14 protein-coding genes are annotated in these 16628 nt (G+C 33.7%); 6 read left to right on the forward strand and 8 right to left on the reverse strand.

Annotated features, from left to right (window positions below):
• Positions 1-376 precede the first annotated feature (376 nt).
• Both DFR66_RS08280 and DFR66_RS08285 read right to left on the reverse strand, forming a co-directional pair.
• Entirely contained in the window at positions 377-832 is a 456-nt protein-coding gene (locus DFR66_RS08280) for a VOC family protein (protein ID WP_114754372.1), read from the reverse strand.
• Positions 833-886: 54 nt separating this feature from the next.
• Positions 887-1939: a glycosyltransferase family 9 protein gene (locus DFR66_RS08285; RefSeq protein ID WP_114754373.1), complete on the reverse strand. Its 1053-nt coding sequence runs from the start codon at positions 1937-1939 to the stop codon at positions 887-889.
• A 536-nt stretch (positions 1940-2475) separates the two neighbouring features.
• Between DFR66_RS08285 and DFR66_RS08290 the strand changes: the two genes are divergently transcribed.
• Positions 2476-2703 carry a CDGSH iron-sulfur domain-containing protein gene (locus tag DFR66_RS08290; RefSeq protein ID WP_114754374.1) on the forward strand — a complete coding sequence of 76 codons (228 nt, stop codon included), beginning with the start codon at positions 2476-2478 and terminating at the stop codon, positions 2701-2703.
• A 198-nt stretch (positions 2704-2901) separates the two neighbouring features.
• On the opposite strand, the gene DFR66_RS08295 is transcribed toward DFR66_RS08290, so the two are convergent.
• From DFR66_RS08295 to DFR66_RS08310, 4 genes are all read right to left on the reverse strand, one after another.
• Positions 2902-4011 carry a GAF domain-containing protein gene (locus DFR66_RS08295; protein WP_114754375.1) on the reverse strand — a complete coding sequence of 370 codons (1110 nt, stop codon included), beginning with the start codon at positions 4009-4011 and terminating at the stop codon, positions 2902-2904.
• Between the two features lie 607 nt (positions 4012-4618).
• Positions 4619-5479, reverse strand: coding sequence for an NAD(P)-dependent oxidoreductase (locus tag DFR66_RS08300; protein WP_114754376.1), 861 nt, complete (start codon positions 5477-5479; stop codon positions 4619-4621).
• Between the two features lie 317 nt (positions 5480-5796).
• On the reverse strand, positions 5797-7002 hold the full coding sequence (locus tag DFR66_RS08305; RefSeq protein ID WP_114754377.1) for a restriction endonuclease PLD domain-containing protein: 1206 nt from the start codon (positions 7000-7002) through the stop codon (positions 5797-5799).
• Between the two features lie 162 nt (positions 7003-7164).
• Positions 7165-7791, reverse strand: a complete 627-nt coding sequence (locus tag DFR66_RS08310; protein ID WP_114754378.1) for a hypothetical protein — start codon at positions 7789-7791, stop codon at positions 7165-7167.
• Positions 7792-8275: 484 nt separating this feature from the next.
• Between DFR66_RS08310 and DFR66_RS08315 the strand changes: the two genes are divergently transcribed.
• A complete protein-coding gene (locus tag DFR66_RS08315; RefSeq protein WP_114754379.1) occupies positions 8276-9682 on the forward strand; it encodes an APC family permease in 1407 nt (468 codons plus the stop codon).
• Positions 9683-10079: 397 nt separating this feature from the next.
• Here the strand turns inward: DFR66_RS08315 and DFR66_RS08320 are convergent, their stop codons facing one another.
• Positions 10080-11528 carry a glyceraldehyde-3-phosphate dehydrogenase gene (locus DFR66_RS08320; RefSeq protein WP_114754380.1) on the reverse strand — a complete coding sequence of 483 codons (1449 nt, stop codon included), beginning with the start codon at positions 11526-11528 and terminating at the stop codon, positions 10080-10082.
• 159 nt (positions 11529-11687) lie between these two features.
• Entirely contained in the window at positions 11688-13088 is a 1401-nt protein-coding gene (locus tag DFR66_RS08325; RefSeq protein WP_114754381.1) for a S1C family serine protease, read from the reverse strand.
• Positions 13089-13225: 137 nt separating this feature from the next.
• On the opposite strand from DFR66_RS08325, the gene dapF reads away from it, so the two are divergent.
• The 4 genes from dapF to DFR66_RS08345 all read left to right on the forward strand — a co-directional run bounded on the left by dapF (position 13226) and on the right by DFR66_RS08345 (position 16625).
• Complete coding sequence (gene dapF / locus DFR66_RS08330) at positions 13226-14008, forward strand: diaminopimelate epimerase (protein WP_114754502.1); 783 nt, start codon at positions 13226-13228, stop codon at positions 14006-14008.
• Between the two features lie 32 nt (positions 14009-14040).
• Entirely contained in the window at positions 14041-14574 is a 534-nt protein-coding gene (locus DFR66_RS08335; RefSeq protein WP_114754382.1) for a GNAT family N-acetyltransferase, read from the forward strand.
• Positions 14575-14661: 87 nt separating this feature from the next.
• Positions 14662-15702: an endolytic transglycosylase MltG gene (gene mltG / locus DFR66_RS08340; RefSeq protein WP_114754503.1), complete on the forward strand. Its 1041-nt coding sequence runs from the start codon at positions 14662-14664 to the stop codon at positions 15700-15702.
• Between the two features lie 32 nt (positions 15703-15734).
• The gene (locus DFR66_RS08345; protein ID WP_242008651.1) at positions 15735-16625 is read left to right on the forward strand and encodes a DUF2279 domain-containing protein; all 891 of its coding nucleotides are present in this window, start codon (positions 15735-15737) and stop codon (positions 16623-16625) included.
• The last annotated feature ends 3 nt before the right edge of the window (positions 16626-16628 follow it).

The following is a 16628-nucleotide window of genomic DNA, read 5'->3' on the forward strand; positions in this document are numbered from 1 at the left end:
CGCTTATAACGGATGTTTAAAATCCTGTTATAAGCGTTTCTTTATTGTCTAAAAAACGACTCTAATCAAAATAAGCGAAGTTTTTCAGTGCCCTCCAAAAAAGACAAGTGTTGATATCTTCAACCAAGCTTCTAAGTTTATCAATTCCTTCAATTGTGTGCCCATTTGTTTGATCGCTCATAATTCTATTTTTTATTTCTACAGAAATGAATTGTAAATTTATTTTACAAAGTTGAGAAACAAAACAGCCAATAGCATTACATAATTCATTGCAAAAGTTTCATTTTTCGCAGATTTATTATTGTTTAACTGCTAATTGCATCTATTTAAATGCTTAAAAAAGAATTGTTACAAGCGTTTCAATTTCAAAATGGATTTATTTTTCATCACTATTAATCTCAATCCAGTATCCATCAGGATCTTGAATATAGATTTGTTTGATGCCATCCGCACGAACAGTAATTTTATCTAATGTTCCCGGCCAATCAGAATAGGTAATGTTCAGGGATTTCAATGCCTTTATTAAAGCGTTAAAATGAGTGACTTTAAAAGCCAAATGAACTGCTTTATTTATTATCACGGGTTCTTTGATAGTAGAAACAAGATGTAACTCTTTTCCCTCTCCTAAAGAAACCCAGCGAATGCCTTCCTTTCTTGTAAGATTAGTAATTTCTGAAAATTTCAAAACGTTAGTATAGAAATCAATAGAACGATCCAAGTCTTTTACAGAAAGTGCCATGTGATCTAATTTCAAAACAAAAGAGTTAGTGTTTTGGGCATAAAGGGTTCCAATGAAAACAAAAACAATCAGGAATGCAGTTATTTTTTTCATGGGTAATTTGATTTTTATCTTACTAAAATAATATTTGTTGTTTTGTCGTTAAAATTAATTTTTACCAAGAATATCATTGATCACTTTGATTGATTCTTCAATTGTGCTGGTATTGGTGTTTATGGCTACACTATTATTGTGGTATGGTTTGTACATGTTTATATTTGGACGAGAAAACAACCCCACAGTAGGCGTTTGTGAAGCACTTGCCAAATGCATAATTCCGCTATCGGCACCAATGAAAATTTCAGTGTTGGCAATTACAGAACCTATTTCTCTAATGTCTTTACTATAAAATGTAGGAGCTTTAAATCCTATTTGTGAAATGTTTTCTACCGGTAAAACCTCTAAAATATTGTAATCTTCATATTTTGTTTTTAATTGCCCATAAAATTCTTCCCACCATGTTTCTGAATAGCATTTGTCGTCTGTTGCATAAGTGAAAATAGCAATAGTTTTTTTGTTATTAGGAACTATATTGTCTACTATTTTTTTGCCTTTAGCTAGTTCAGCAGCGCTTAATTTAAGATCTAATGGTGGAACAGGATTTTCATTTTTTGGGAACCCTAATTTGGTCAAAAAACTTCTAAATTCGTACACAGGATATTTTGCAATATGCTCATAATCGCTGTGTTTTGATTGCAAAGTTTCGTCTGCTTCACCAAAAAATTTGTATTTGGCATCAGCAAATTGTGCTGATAATCGCCCTGACGAGGAGTTTTTGTCCACGTTGATGACAATGTCATATTTTTGCTTTTTAATTTTCACCCAAACCTTGAAATAGTCGATCAAATTTTTGAAAGGTTTTTTTGGTAGTTCAATGATGTAATTGATGTTGGTGTAATTTTCAAATACAATTGGTGCCAAACCTCCTTTGACAAACAAGTCAATTTTACAGTCCGGAAAAGTTGTGATGATATCTTGTACTAGTGGTGTAATGAGTAACAAATTACCTAGTCTGTGATTGGGTCTGGAGATTAAAACCCTTTTGATTTCGACTTTTTGAGTTAAATCTATTTTGTAATCTTTTTGTGAACTGCCAATATTTTTGGTTAATCCATGTGTGACAATTCTTCGGAATACATTTACTTTTTTTAAGATACTCATGCTTTTATACTAGGATTAAGAATTGAATTTTATGTTTTAAATGAATTGCTGTACCAATGGAATAGTATCTTAAAAATACAAAACGGGTTTTCAGTACACACAAATGTACAATTTAGAAAGAAACAACATGATTTTCAATCTATAATATATAGGACACTTATTTTTTAGCAATATTCACAGGGCATTTTTGAACATGTCAAATTATACAATAGCTGTCTTGTAAGATTATAATTATCAGTTATACGCCTTGACTGTCTTAATTAGTTAGATGAAAATTTTTTTAACTCTGTATAAAAGATTACGTAAGACTATTTTAAAACTTTCAGTATAATAAGGAATCTTAGATTTTGATTTTTTGCGGACCATTATAGCTGTCGAAAGTCTTAAATTTTAATTTTGGGTAGCAACTTATATATTCAAGTGTGATTTTTGCATTAAACAATGTATTTAAATTACCATTTTAAAAAAAAATCAACCAATGCTAAAATGTCCTGAAATATTTTGCAATCTTTGAACACTAAAAATTTAAAAGTATTATGAGCAAGACAAAACTAACAATCAATCGCAATGGTTCTATAAAAATAGAAGGCGATTTCGAAATAACAGACTGCGAAGGAAACAGATACGGATTAGAAGGAAGAACCGCATTAGGGCTTTGCCGTTGTGGATTGTCAGCAAACAAGCCTTTTTGTGATGGTTCTCACCGCAATGGTTTTGAGCATGAGCCAGCTGCATTTGACTTGCCACCAGTAAAAACAAAGTAATTTCTTTTAAAACTAAAAAAGATAAAATACTATCGCTAATAAGTGATAGTATTTTATTAGATTTAATAGATTGTGAATAAAACAATTATACTTTGGAAAATAAGTTAAATTATACATTAATTAAAAAGTAACTTATAAATTAAAATTTTTTGTAAAAGTATACCTTCAATTACTTACTTAATTTTTTAAAGACTTTTTTTATCTTTTGTTTGTAATGAGTTCTTTTTTTCTGTGATAAATTTCGTTAAGGTTTAGGGTATATGTTTCCATCTCTTCTGAAACTTTTTTAAAGTAGGTTACGTATTCTACAAGTGTTTCATAACTTATATCCTTTTCGTTATCAATAAGATTGTTTAGCGTCATAAGCGTTGAAACTGGTCGTCGTAACACATGCGATATGTCAAACACAATTTGGTCAATGGCAATTTCATATTCTACGCGGTTGTTAATATTATGAAAACTGCCGTACCAAACCACGCTGCCATCTGCCATTTTTTCGGGGTTTCCTTTCATAGAATGCCAACGAAAATCCTTATCATATAGCACTCTATACTCAATGTTTAAAAAAGTTAAATTTGTAAATGAGTCCATTAATTTAGCTTTAAAATCTTCTAAATCATCGGGGTGGATTAACGTAAAACCTATTTCTGGAGAATTTAACCATTCTTGCATTGTAACAGTTGGGTGCAATTGAATCATACCTTCACTAATGAATTCAAAACTCAGAATTCCTTGTGAGGTCATTTTCAATTGAAAAATCCCATCAGGCACACTATTTGTTAGCTTTCTCAAACGTTCTACATAGGTTTTGATTTCTTCTCTTAAATCTAAAATTAGTTTGCGGAAGTTTAAAAAGTCCATGGCTTTTTTTGCCAAGATGTGTAAAACTTTAATTTGTTCGGATGATAATTGCCTTGGTTTATTATCAATGATACAAAAACTTCCTAATATATTTCCTGATGGAGTCGATAATGGTGCCCCAGCATAAAAACGAATGTTTGGATTGTTGTTTACTAATGGATTATTGCAAAAACGGGGATCGTTAAAAGTGTCTTCAATAATCAAGTTTTCTATATTTCCTGTCAATAAATGTTGGCAAAAAGAGTCTTCTCTTTTGGTTTGGGTAATTTCAAGTCCAATATTAACTTTGAACCATTGACGATCTTGGTCTACAAAAGTAATTAATGCGATAGGCACATCAAATATTAAAGAAGCCATTTCGGAAAGCTCATTTAACTCTTGTTCTGATTTGGTATCAAGAATTTGATAAGATAAAAGTTCCTCTATTCTTTTTATTTCTGATTCCATACATGAAAAATTTAAAGGCTTTTTTAATCATTGTCCAACAAGCTATTTTGTATTAAAAGCTCTTATCAAATATAATTAAAAGATTTGAAATTTAAAAATAAAATTAATGATTCATACTAAAAAGTTTACAAATTTTAATAATGTCAGAGATGCTTTTTAATTTTTTTTCTAACTTTTTAAAATAAATAGAAAAAAAGACGAATTCATATGCTTATTCTAATGGTATAAAGAAAAATAATGTAAGTGCTTCATTAATAGCTTATTTTAAAAACATTGCATTTGTTTATTCAACTGAAAATGATAGCTTTAACTGTCATCTTCATTTGAAATTAGAAATTAACTATCGTTTATTACGAGGAAATAAATTTGTTTTGTTTATGGGCCTTTTTTACAATAATACTTTGTGTATAGCTAAAGTTTCCTAATTTGAATGCATTTGGGTCTAAGAATAGGTTTTTAATTCACTTGTACTGCCTTCTAGAAAAAAGATAATCAGAGTTTACATAATTTCAATTTTTTTTCTTCTTTTTGAGAAAGTATTTTTTTTGCCCAGCGAAGTTATACTTTACGACCTGTAACAGACTTGCTTTGATATTGAGTAAAATTATCACTTATTTTTTAAACTGCTGATAATCGCCATTACATCTTGATCGCCCAATCCTTCTTGTTCTGCTGCAGCATAACTGTAGTACAAAGGATGAATAAGTGGAGAATCGAGTCCGGCTTCTTTGGCCAGTCTTAAATCTTTGACTAAATGTTTCAACGCAAATGCTGCCGGATAGGAATCATTCAGAATGGAAGGTGTTTTTATATTCGAAATGCCGTTGCCACAAGCGCCTTGATTGATGATGTTGAGCATGTCTTCTTTGCTCACGCCATTTTTCTCGGCAAATAAAACCGTTTCGGCTATGCCTTGAAGATTTAATCCTAATAGGTAATTGATAGCTAATTTAGCTGAACTTGCCACGCCAGGTTCTCCTACGTGAATGGCAATTTTACCCAAAACGTCAAATATGGGTTTGGCTACATCGAAGTCTTCAGTTGAAGCTCCTACAAGAATGACCAAAGTTCCGTCTTGTGCCGGTTTTACACTTCCAGAAACGGGAGCGTCTATGAAATGTACGTTATGTTGGTTGCAAATGGTGTTTAAATAACGCGAGGTTTCCGGAGCAACGGTACTCATATTGATGATAGTTTTGCCAGAATTGGATTTAGATAATAAACCTGTTGGACCTTCAAAAACTTCTTTGACAGCCGCGTCATTGGATAACATCGTCAAAACTATGTCACAGGTTTCCATTAGTTCTTGTAAACTACTTGCTGATTTTGCTCCTGCAGCCAGTAATGGCGCTTCTTTATCTTTGGTGCGATTGAAGACGGTAACTTCAAATCCGGCTTTGCGTAGGTTCATCACCATTGGATTTCCCATGTTGCCAAGGCCTGTCCATCCTAATTTTAATGTATTCATAGTTTTTGTGTTATTTATATTATTTGCTCATTGTGGGCACAGTTTGCAAAACTACGCTAACGATTGAGGCATATTAGCGCGGTCGGGATTACAGTCATTGCGAGGAACGAAGCAATCATATTTACTTTATTAGTTGTTTTATTTACTCCTCTTTGTGGGGAATGAATAGTTAAAGATAAAGTAAATGCGTTGCAAACGCTGCGATTGTGCTATAAATTAAAATTGGCACTCGTTGCAAGCGAGGGCCAGTAGGGAACGAACAATTACCGAAAATCTAGCCATGAGTTTTAGCATGTGCTATATGCTGGCGCTCTTTTTTATTCTTCTTCCATATTCCAATAAACATAATTAAAAAAACTATCAATTTCTAAGAATGAATTCATATTCAATTCGGTTTTAATTTTATTCAAAAGAACTGTATATTCTTGATAATCTGTTCCTTTAAATGAACCAACGGTTTTAAAATCTTTCCCAATTAGAGATAAAACAGTTAGTGGATTTTTATTTAGGTTTGGAAACTTATTGTAATTATAACTCATCATTATTTCTGCAACAATATTTTCTCCAATTCCAAATATTTCTTTAGCCTTTCGTTTTGTATTTAGAAAATTTATTGAGTTTGTAAAAGCAACGTCTATAGCTTGATTAGAGTTGTCTTTTACTTTTCTTACTAGTTCACGAAAAGCATTTGCATAATCTAAAGTTTCATGAGTTGTTCTGTGAATACTTCCTGAATGCCAAAGTTTTTTATAACCTGAATGTCCAACTAATGGACCGAATAAGTTATGGAATTGATTTGCATTTAAATGTTTATTGCTTGCAAGAATTTCTAGATTTTCTTTTGCTAAATCATATTGTTTCTCTCTGTCTAAAGGTATAATATATACACTCGATTTTTTATAGACTTCGAAGTAATGTCTTAATCTTGGCATGTCAATTCCTGCTATTGTTGTTTTTTTTCTTTTAAATTTGAAAATTGGTTTTCTAGAATATTCTTGATTAAATTCCTCTAATTGAGATTTATATTTCGCAATTAATTCAGCAATATTCTCAGTATAATAAGCTTTTGTTAATCGTGAAAAATATTGCATCAGTTGTAAATACTCGGTTGAATTAATGAAAGTTTCTTTTATCATAGAAACTTCATCGTTTACAATCCAACCCGCTTCGGTTAAATTAGCTGACCCAATAATTATGGTCGCATTATTTCCTTTTCGGAAAACATAAATTTTTGAATGAAATATTCCAGCATCTGGAGTGCAAAGGATCAAGCGATGATTAACTTTTGTTTTAATTATATTATTAAGATTTTCTAACGTTTTAGGGTCGGTTTCTCCAAGACCTGTTCCGATGAAAAAAGTTGATTTTTTAGTTTTGTCATTGCAAAAATCTTTCAAATGATCCTTAATGTTATTAAGACCGCTATTCTTTAAAAAACCTGCAGCAAATATTACTTCATCCGCTTCTTTGAAAAGTTCAATCAATTTTTCTTTATGCGATTCCTTATGGTTTGTTATTATCATTTGTTGAAATAGTTTATTCAATGTTTTATCGATTTGTAATGACTGGCTTGCGATTTAAGACTAAACTTTAGGAGCTCAAAACCAAATTAAGTTTCTCTGTGTTTTTTTAAGAAAAAAACAAAGGTTAAGTTATTAATTAAAAAAGCTAGTAGGATTTTATATTTAATTTATATTAAGTTCTTTCAAAAATTTTTCTTGATATGGATTTTTACTAAACATATTACTCTCATAACCAAGTTTCATTTCTTTGCTTAAATCTAATTGTAATCTTTCAACATAAGGTAAAAGGACCCATGCTCGTGGATATGTTTTAAAATTTCTTTTTGTTTTGTTATAATTTTGATTGACAGTAGCCTCGTAAATATGTGAAATTAGACTGACTAATGATTTTACTCTATTTTTTAAATCATTATTAGGCAAATATGTTGTAGCTAAAATATTTAGTCTAATTATTTTTTCACGAAGTCTTAGGTCATTTGAAATTAAAGTAAGAGCATTTATATATTTTTTTTCTTGTTCCATTAAAGCTTTCTTTTCAAGTTCAAAATCTTCAAAATCTGAGATTGAACGTATTTTTTCTTGAAGACAAAATAGATCATCAAATTCAGCATAATTACCAATTATTAAGATAATAATTTCAATCATTTCCTCAATTTTATGTATTCGTAATTGTCGTCTATCTCGTATAGTTGTATCATAATATGAAAGGACAGAAATGAGAATGGCAATTATTGAAAAAGTAATTGTTAAACCCTCAATAAATGTAAATTTTTCTGTAAATGATACCATATAATTATGTTTAATTTAATCAATCTAGTTTAGGATGGCTGATCCGTTAAGGTTGGGGCTAATATTTATATACTGTAAACATACTTTCTCGAAGGATAACCTAATTTGGGTAAATTGTCGCTATTAAATTGCGCTTTTGTTATCAAATATATTAAATTTTTATTACAATTTTTCTTAAAAAGAATAAAGGTCATGTCGATTGCGGTTTGCGTGAGGGAGGGAAGCGGCATCCTTTATTTTCTTTCTTTAAGAAAATAAAGATACAGCGTACCGCCCGACCCTAAGTGGCGAGGAGGAACGACAAAGCTGCTGCAGGGTCACGCCCAAAGGAATAATCAGTTTATAATATTCACGACATTCTCTATATTCTTTACTCTTTGTTCTATATTCTATACTCTTTCCTATTGGCTTTTATGAAATTTCCAAAAAAAGTATATCTTTAGCCAACTAATTCCTAAAACCAAAAACCAAATACCAAAAAAATATGGAAGACCAAAAACCAGATGATTTTAAGAGAGAACTAGGATTGCTTGACGGAACCATGCTTGTGGTGGGTTCTATGATAGGTTCCGGGATATTTATTGTGAGCTCAGATATGGTTAGGCAGTTGGGTTCTGCAGGTTGGTTGATTGCTATGTGGGTGCTCACAGGTGTGATTACGGTGATTGCTGCAGTGAGTTATGGTGAGTTGAGCGCGATGTTTCCTACGGCGGGCGGACAATATGTGTACATCAAGGAAGCTTACGGTAAACTGGTGGGTTTCTTGTACGGCTGGAGCTTTTTTGCCGTGATTCAAACCGGTACGATTGCTGCCGTGGGTGTGGCTTTTGCCAAGTTTGCCGCCTACTTGTATGCGCCTTTGAGTGATAAGAATATTTTATACGAAATTGGAGATTTCAAACTCAATGCGGCTCAGATTGTTTCGATTTTTACGATTATTTTGTTAAGTTATGTGAACAGCCGTGGGGTGAAAAACTCTAAGATTTTGCAAACGGTGCTTACGGTTATCAAAATTGTATCGCTAGCGGGTTTAATAATTTTTGGTTTTATAGCTGCTGATGCTACTGTATGGGATGCTAACTGGGCTAATGCCTGGACGGCGCAGAGCCTGAATGTAGATGCAGGCGAGTGGTTGCCCATAAGTGGAGTTGCGCTAATATCTGGTATTTCGGCCGCCTTTGTGGGATCGCAGTTTTCTAGTGTGGCCTGGGAAGGGGTTACGTTTATTGCTGGTGAAATTAAAAACCCTAAACGAAATGTGGGATTGAGTTTGTTTCTAGGAACGCTGCTTGTGAGTGTGATTTATATTCTTGCTAATGTAATGTATCTGGCTGTTGTGCCATTATACGAAATTGCTACTGCCGAATCTGATCGTGTGGCGGTGGTGGCTTCGCAACAAATTTTTGGTTCTGTGGGAACGTTGATTATTGCGGTGATGATTATGATCTCGACTTTTGCGTGTAACAATGGTTTGATTATGGCAGGTGCTAGGGTGTATTATACGATGGCACAGGATGGTTTGTTTTTTAAGAAAGCGGCCCAACTGAATAAAGCGAGTGTTCCTGCATGGTCTATATGGGCACAATGCATCTGGGCTTCGGCTTTGTGTTTGACGGGTAAATACGGTGATTTGCTTGATTTTGTGGTGATTATTGTTTTGATATTTTACATTTTAACTATTTTGGGTATTTTTATTTTACGTAAAAAAATGCCGAATGCAGAGCGTCCGTACAAAGCTTTTGGCTATCCGGTTTTACCTGCTTTGTATATCTTGATTTCTTCGGCGATATGCTTGGCTTTATTGTATACAAAACCTACTACCTGTGGCTGGGGCGTATTGATTATGCTAATAGGTATTCCAGTGTATTATTTGACAAAAGCTAAGGAGTAGTTTTTTTAGTTGTGAATAGTGAATAGTGAATAGTGAATGGTGAGTTGTGAGTTGTGAATTGTGAATTGTGAATTGTGAATTTGCGGATGTTAAATTAAATTTTCAAACAAGACTTTTTTGAAAATCAGTGAAAATCCGTTCAATCCGTGTCATCAGCGTTCCAATTCAGTACAAAAATGATAAATTAACACATAAAAAAAATCCGCTTAATCCGTGTCATCAGCGTTCCAATTCAGTACAAAAATGACAAATTATAACATAAAAAAATCCGTCTCGTTTTTATAACGAGACGGATTTTCTATTTAATTCAGGTTGGGTTGCTGCTTTTTTCAATCTAAATCTAAAAACTAAAAAACTAAAAATAACAATTTGCAACCCACAACCTGTAATCTAAAGGCTAGTAATATGTAAAGCGTCTTACTTTGGCAATATATTTTGCTAATCTAATAACTTGGTGGCTGTATCCGTATTCGTTGTCGTACCAGATATACAACACGATATTTTTTCCATCTGAGGAAACGATTGTGGCATTACTGTCATAAATAGCAGGGGCTGATGTCCCTACGATATCCGAAGAAACCAATTCGTTATTCAAAGAATATTTGATTTGCTCCACCAATTCGCCTTCTAAAGCATATTTTTTCATGATGGCATTGATGTCTTTAACGGATGTTTTTTTAGATACTTCCAGGTTCAAAACTACTAATGAACCGTTAGGAACTGGTACTCGAATTGCATTTGAAGTTAATTTTCCGGCAAGGCTCGGTAATGCTTTTGCAACAGCACTTCCTGCGCCTGTTTCAGTAATCACCATATTTAAGGCTGCAGCTCTTCCACGACGATATTTTTTGTGCATGTTATCCACAAGATTCTGGTCGTTTGTGTAGGCATGGATGGTTTCTAGATGTCCTTTGACAACTCCTAAAGTATCTTCAACAGCTTTCAAGACTGGAGTAATCGCATTTGTTGTACACGATGCTGCCGAAAAAATATTGATTTCGTCAGGATTGTATTCGTTGTGGTTTACACCATGAACAATATTAGGAACTCCTTTTCCTGGAGCGGTAAGCAATACTTTATCAACACCTTTTGAAACCAAATGGCGGCTTAATGCTTCGTGTGTGGTGAAAGCGCCCGTGTTGTCAATTACTAAGGCATTGTCAATTCCATATTGCGTATAATCAATCTCTTCGGGTCCGTTTGCTGTTATGATGTGTACAGTGGTTCCATTGATAATCAATGCATTGTTTTCAGGGTCAGCAGTTACAGATCCTTGAAAATCACCGTGAATAGAATCATAACGCAATAAAGAAGCTCTTTTTTCAAGTGAAGTGGTGTCATTTTTATCACGTGTCACTATTGCGCGCAATCGCAGTTGACTTCCTTTACCAGTTTTAGACATTAATTCTCGGGCTAATAAACGACCAATACGACCAAAACCATACAGCACAACATCTTTAGGTTGAATGTCCTCAGAGTTTTTGGCATTTTTCAATTTGTCGATGACAAAATATTTGGCGTCTGGATATTTATCTTCTTCTAAACCATATTCGTACGTTAGTTTTCCAATATCTAATTTTGCCGGTGGCAGATTCAATTCTAAAATCGCTTTTGCAATTTTAACGGAATCAAATACTGAAATAGGTTTACCAACAAATTCGGCTGCATATTCATGCAAGTTGATAACGTCACTGACATTTCTGTCAATTAATTGATTTCGGAATAATACCATTTCTATCGATTTATCATACCATAAATCGCTGATGATTTTAATCAGTTTAACTCCTGCACGTCGCCTGTCGGCTTGTAATGAAACTTCCTTCTCGTATAAAGTTGTGGTTGCCATGTTGAAAATTTAATGAAAATAAGTGATTGTATTTTTTAAAATTTGCGCAAAAATACCCATTTCAATCGATTTCGTAGCGTATTTTATGAATTATTTATAAAATAAAAAAGCCACCTTGTTTTTTCAAGATGGCTTAGTATTCAGTTTTAAAAAATCAACTTACATATAAAAACGCAGTAGTTCACCATTTTTACTGATCAGTTCTATTCGCACTTTTTGATTGTCTTCTATTTTTCCAAATTTTTTCGATACCGTTTCCACATCGGTTGCTTTTACGTTATCGATGCTTAATATAATACTTCCAACTAATTCCTCTTCGTATTGCTGCCATTTCTCATCGCTTATTCCTTTGATGCGTACACCGTAATCAATTTTGAATTTCTTTTTATCAGCAGCTTCAATATTTTCGAGTGTGATTCCTTTGAACTCAGCATTAAAAAACTCGTTTTTGCTCAAAGTCACAAGAACAGTTTTGGTTTTTCCGTCTCGGCTATAAGTCACTTGAACTTTGTCGTTTGGACGTTTGGTGTTGATGTATCCTGACAAATCCGCAAAAGTGCTGATGTTTTGCTCGTCTATTTTTACGATAACATCTCCTTTGGCCAAGCCAGCCTTGTCAGCACCTGAATTTTTAGTGACTTTATTGATGTAAAATCCTTGAGTCAAACTAATACCATAATCTTTAGAACTCATACTGTTCAATTCACCACCTTCAACACCTAGAATTCCGCGTTGTACATTCCCGAATTCCATTAAATCTTCAATAATTTTGCGGGTAATGTTAGAGGGAACGGCAAATGAATATCCGGTATAACTTCCGGTTGGTGATGAAATCATCGTGTTGATACCGATTAATTCTCCGCGAGTATTCACCAGAGCACCACCACTGTTTCCTGGGTTTACCGCCGCATCTGTTTGAATAAAGGATTGAATACCGCTTGTGTCAAGATTTCTGGCTTTCGCCGAAACGATACCTGCCGTAACAGTCGAGTTCAGGTTGTACGGGTTTCCTACAGCCAATACCCATTCACCTACTTTCACCGAATCAGAATTCGCGAAAGCGGTGTACTGAAGCTTTTCTCCCGCATCAATTTTAAGCAAAGCAATGTCCATTTTGGAGTCGGTACCAATTAATTTTGCTTTGTACGATTTTTTATTATTGAGTGTAATTTCAATTTCGGATGCGTCTTTAATCACGTGATTGTTGGTCACAATGTACCCGTCTTCCGAGATTATTACTCCAGATCCTGTTCCTACTTGTTGCTGTGATTGTCCGCCTTTGAAGCCATAAAAGTATTCTAGAATTGGATTTGAAACGGTTGTTCTTGAAACGTTTTTTACGTGAACCACCGTATGTATGGTCTTGTCAGCAGCCTCTGTAAAATCCAGCACTTCTGATGCTAAACCTACTCTTTTTCCGTATGAATTTGATGCCATGGTAACTACTGAACCATTATCTTTAGAAAAATAACCATCAGTATCAAATAATAGCTTGTAAGAACCTAAGGTAACTACACCACTTAATAAAGAAACTCCAAATAATGTTGATAAATTTTTCATAGTCAATTTCGTTTTTAAAAAAATGTGTTGGTAAAATTAAAACTTTTTTGGATTGTTAAAATACCGTTTAACGCTCTTTAACAATGATTAACATTTCATTAATAGTTTGTACTTTTGTATCTCACAAAATTAAAAAAATGCAATTAGAATTTTATAAATACCAAGGCACAGGCAATGATTTTGTAATGATTGACAACCGCACCGAGTTTTTCCCAAAAGAGAACACAAAATTGATCGCTCAATTGTGTGACCGCCGATTTGGAATAGGAGGAGATGGTTTAATTTTGTTAGAAAATGACTTGGATACCGATTTTAAAATGGTCTATTACAACTCAGATGGAAACCAGAGTTCTATGTGTGGTAACGGTGGACGTTGTTTAGTGGCTTTCGCCAAAAAGCTGAGCGTAATCGAGAACGAAACTACTTTCATAGCAACAGATGGTTTGCACCACGCAACAATTGGAATTGACGGATTAGTTTCACTTCAAATGATTGATGTAGATACCGTAAAAGTAAGTCCAGATTATGTTTTTCTGAATACAGGTTCTCCGCATCATGTGCAGCTGGTAGACGATTTAGAAAACTATAATATTAAGGAAAATGGAGCTGCTATTAGATACGGAGATTTGTACGGGAAAGCAGGAAGCAACGTTAATTTTGTAAAACAAATTGACGATACCACTTTTTCATTGCGTACCTACGAGAGAGGCGTAGAAGATGAAACGCTATCTTGCGGAACTGGCGCTACAGCAGTCGCAATTGCAATGAATGTATTAGGAAAAACAATGGAAACAGCTATTAATTTGAATGTAGAAGGTGGAAAATTAGTCGTTTCTTTTGATAAAAAAGAAGGACAGTTTACTCATGTTTTTTTGAAAGGTCCAGCGGAATTTGTATTTAAAGGAACGATTGAGATTTAACTAAAACCCAAAACCAAGAACCAAATACTTGAATGAAAACATTAAAAGGTCACAATATTTACATTCGTGCATTAGAACCCAATGATTTGGAGTTTGTATATGGCATAGAAAACGATCAAAGTATTTGGGAAGTCAGTAATACACAAACCCCTTACAGCCGATTTTTAGTCAAACAATATTTAGAAAATGCCCATCAGGATATTTATGAAGCCAAGCAGTTGCGATTAGCTATTTGCCAGGATCAGGATTTTCCCGCTTTGGGTCTAATAGATTTGTTTGATTTTGACCCAAAGAATAACAGGGCAGGCGTAGGTATAGTTATCCAAGACAATGAAAACCGGAAACAAAACATTGGTTCAGAAGCCTTGGGGTTATTAATTGAATATGCTTTTTGTAATCTTAATTTGCACCAATTATTTGCAAATATAGGAACCGAAAATGAAGCTAGTAAAGCACTTTTTACTAAATTTGGATTCGAAATGATAGGCATAAAAAAAGATTGGAACTTTGTAAACGGTGTCTATAAAGATGAAGCTGTTTTTCAGTTAATCAACACTAAATTTTAAATTTTTAAGTTTTGTACCATTATCGTTTCAAAATTAATGTACACGAAGAATAACGTCGTTGTGATTCAAAAATAAATAATGCCACTTATGAATATTAAGAAAATTATAACCATTGCTTCAGTTGTTTTAATATCAATATTAATGATTTATGGATTAATATTATTAAAACAAATTTTTTCTGCGAACACAAAATTTACCGATAAAGAAGTGTATGTGTACATTCCTACGGATTCTAAATATGAAGAAATAAAGAAAATAATTGCACCGTATATCGAGGATATGGAGCGTTTTGAAATGGTGGCTAGTAAGAGAGGTTATGTTGAAAATATAATTCCAGGTCGTTTTCTTTTCACAAAAGGAATGAATAGTTACGAATTAGTAAAAACCTTGAGACTTAATTCGCCTGTGAAATTAGCATTCAATAATCAGGAACGAGTGGAGAATTTAGCCGGACGTGTAGGTTCACAAATAGAAGCCGACAGTTTATCTTTATTGAATTCCTTTAAAGATTCTATTTTCTTGAATGAAAATGGTTTTAACGAAGAAAATGTCCTAGCTATATTTATTCCGAACACCTATGAGATTTATTGGAACACTACTGCTGAAAAGTTCCGTGATAAAATGATTAAGGAGTACCGTAATTTCTGGAATAAAGAAAGAGTTGCCAAAGCGCAAAAACAAGGACTTTCTCCAATTGAAGCTACTATTTTGGCTTCTATCGTGCACAAAGAATCCGTTAAAAAAGACGAGAGACCAAGGATTGCCGGTGTGTATTTGAATCGGTTAAGAGCAGGAATGCCATTACAAGCTGATCCTACTGTTATTTTTGCGATAAAAAAGAAATCAAATGATTTCGAACAAGTCATCAAAAGGGTATTTTACAATGATTTGACAATGAGTCATCCTTACAATACGTATATGAATGTAGGACTTCCTCCAGGACCTATAGCCATGCCTGATATTACAGCATTAGAAGCTGTTTTAGACCCTGAGAAAAATAATTTCATTTATTTCTGTGCTAGTGTAGAGCGATTTGGATACCACGAGTTTGCTGCCACTTTAGAAGAACACAATATAAACGCAAAAAAATATTCCGATTGGATCAACAGCCAAGGCGTAAAAAGATAGTTTTGGGGCGGGTCAAAAGCCTAATCTTTTTGGTGCTTTTTTGGTGCGTTTCTCAATCTGGTTTTTCACAAAACACATCGGATAGTTTCTTTAAACCATCGGATTCTTTAAATCATAAAAGACAAAATGCTGTTGTAATCTCCGAAGCAGTTTTGGCTACGGGAACTTTAATAGCATTAAATCAAGCTTGGTACGCTGAGTATCCTAAATCTGATTTTCATTTTATAAATGATAATTCAGAGTGGCTTCAAATGGATAAGGCGGGCCATGTATATTCATCATATCATTTGGGACGATTTGGTGCCGAAATGCTACAATGGAGTGGTGCCAATAAAAAGAATCAAATACTATACGGAGCTGGTTTAGGCTTTGCATTTCTTACAGCCGTTGAGGTTTTAGATGGTCATTCCTCTCAATGGGGCGCTTCTATGGGAGATGTTTTAGCAAATGCTTCCGGGACAGCTATATATGTATCACAAGAATTAATCTGGAGGGAACAGCGTATTACGCCTAAATTCTCCTTTCATACTACAAAATATGCCAGTTATAGACCAGAGGTTTTAGGAAGTTCATTAGCAGAAAACATTCTAAAAGACTACAATGGGCAAACCTATTGGCTTTCAATCAATTTGCAGTCTTTTGCCAAAGACTCAAAAATTCCAAAATGGCTCAACTTGGCTTTTGGTTATGGAGCAGATGGTATGATAACCGGAAATAAAGAAGAAAACACTCCCATTTTAGCTTCAAATCCACAAAGATTCAGACAATTTTACCTGAGTCTGGATGTCGATTTGACAAAAATTAAGACAAAATCCCATTTTTTAAAGACTGTTTTTTCCGTTCTTAACACGGTTAAAATTCCTGCACCTACGATAGAGTTCGTGCGTTTTAACGATATAAAATACCATTTCATCTATTTTTAGAAA

This window comes from Flavobacterium glaciei (assembly GCF_003350545.1).
Taxonomy (GTDB): domain Bacteria; phylum Bacteroidota; class Bacteroidia; order Flavobacteriales; family Flavobacteriaceae; genus Flavobacterium; species Flavobacterium glaciei.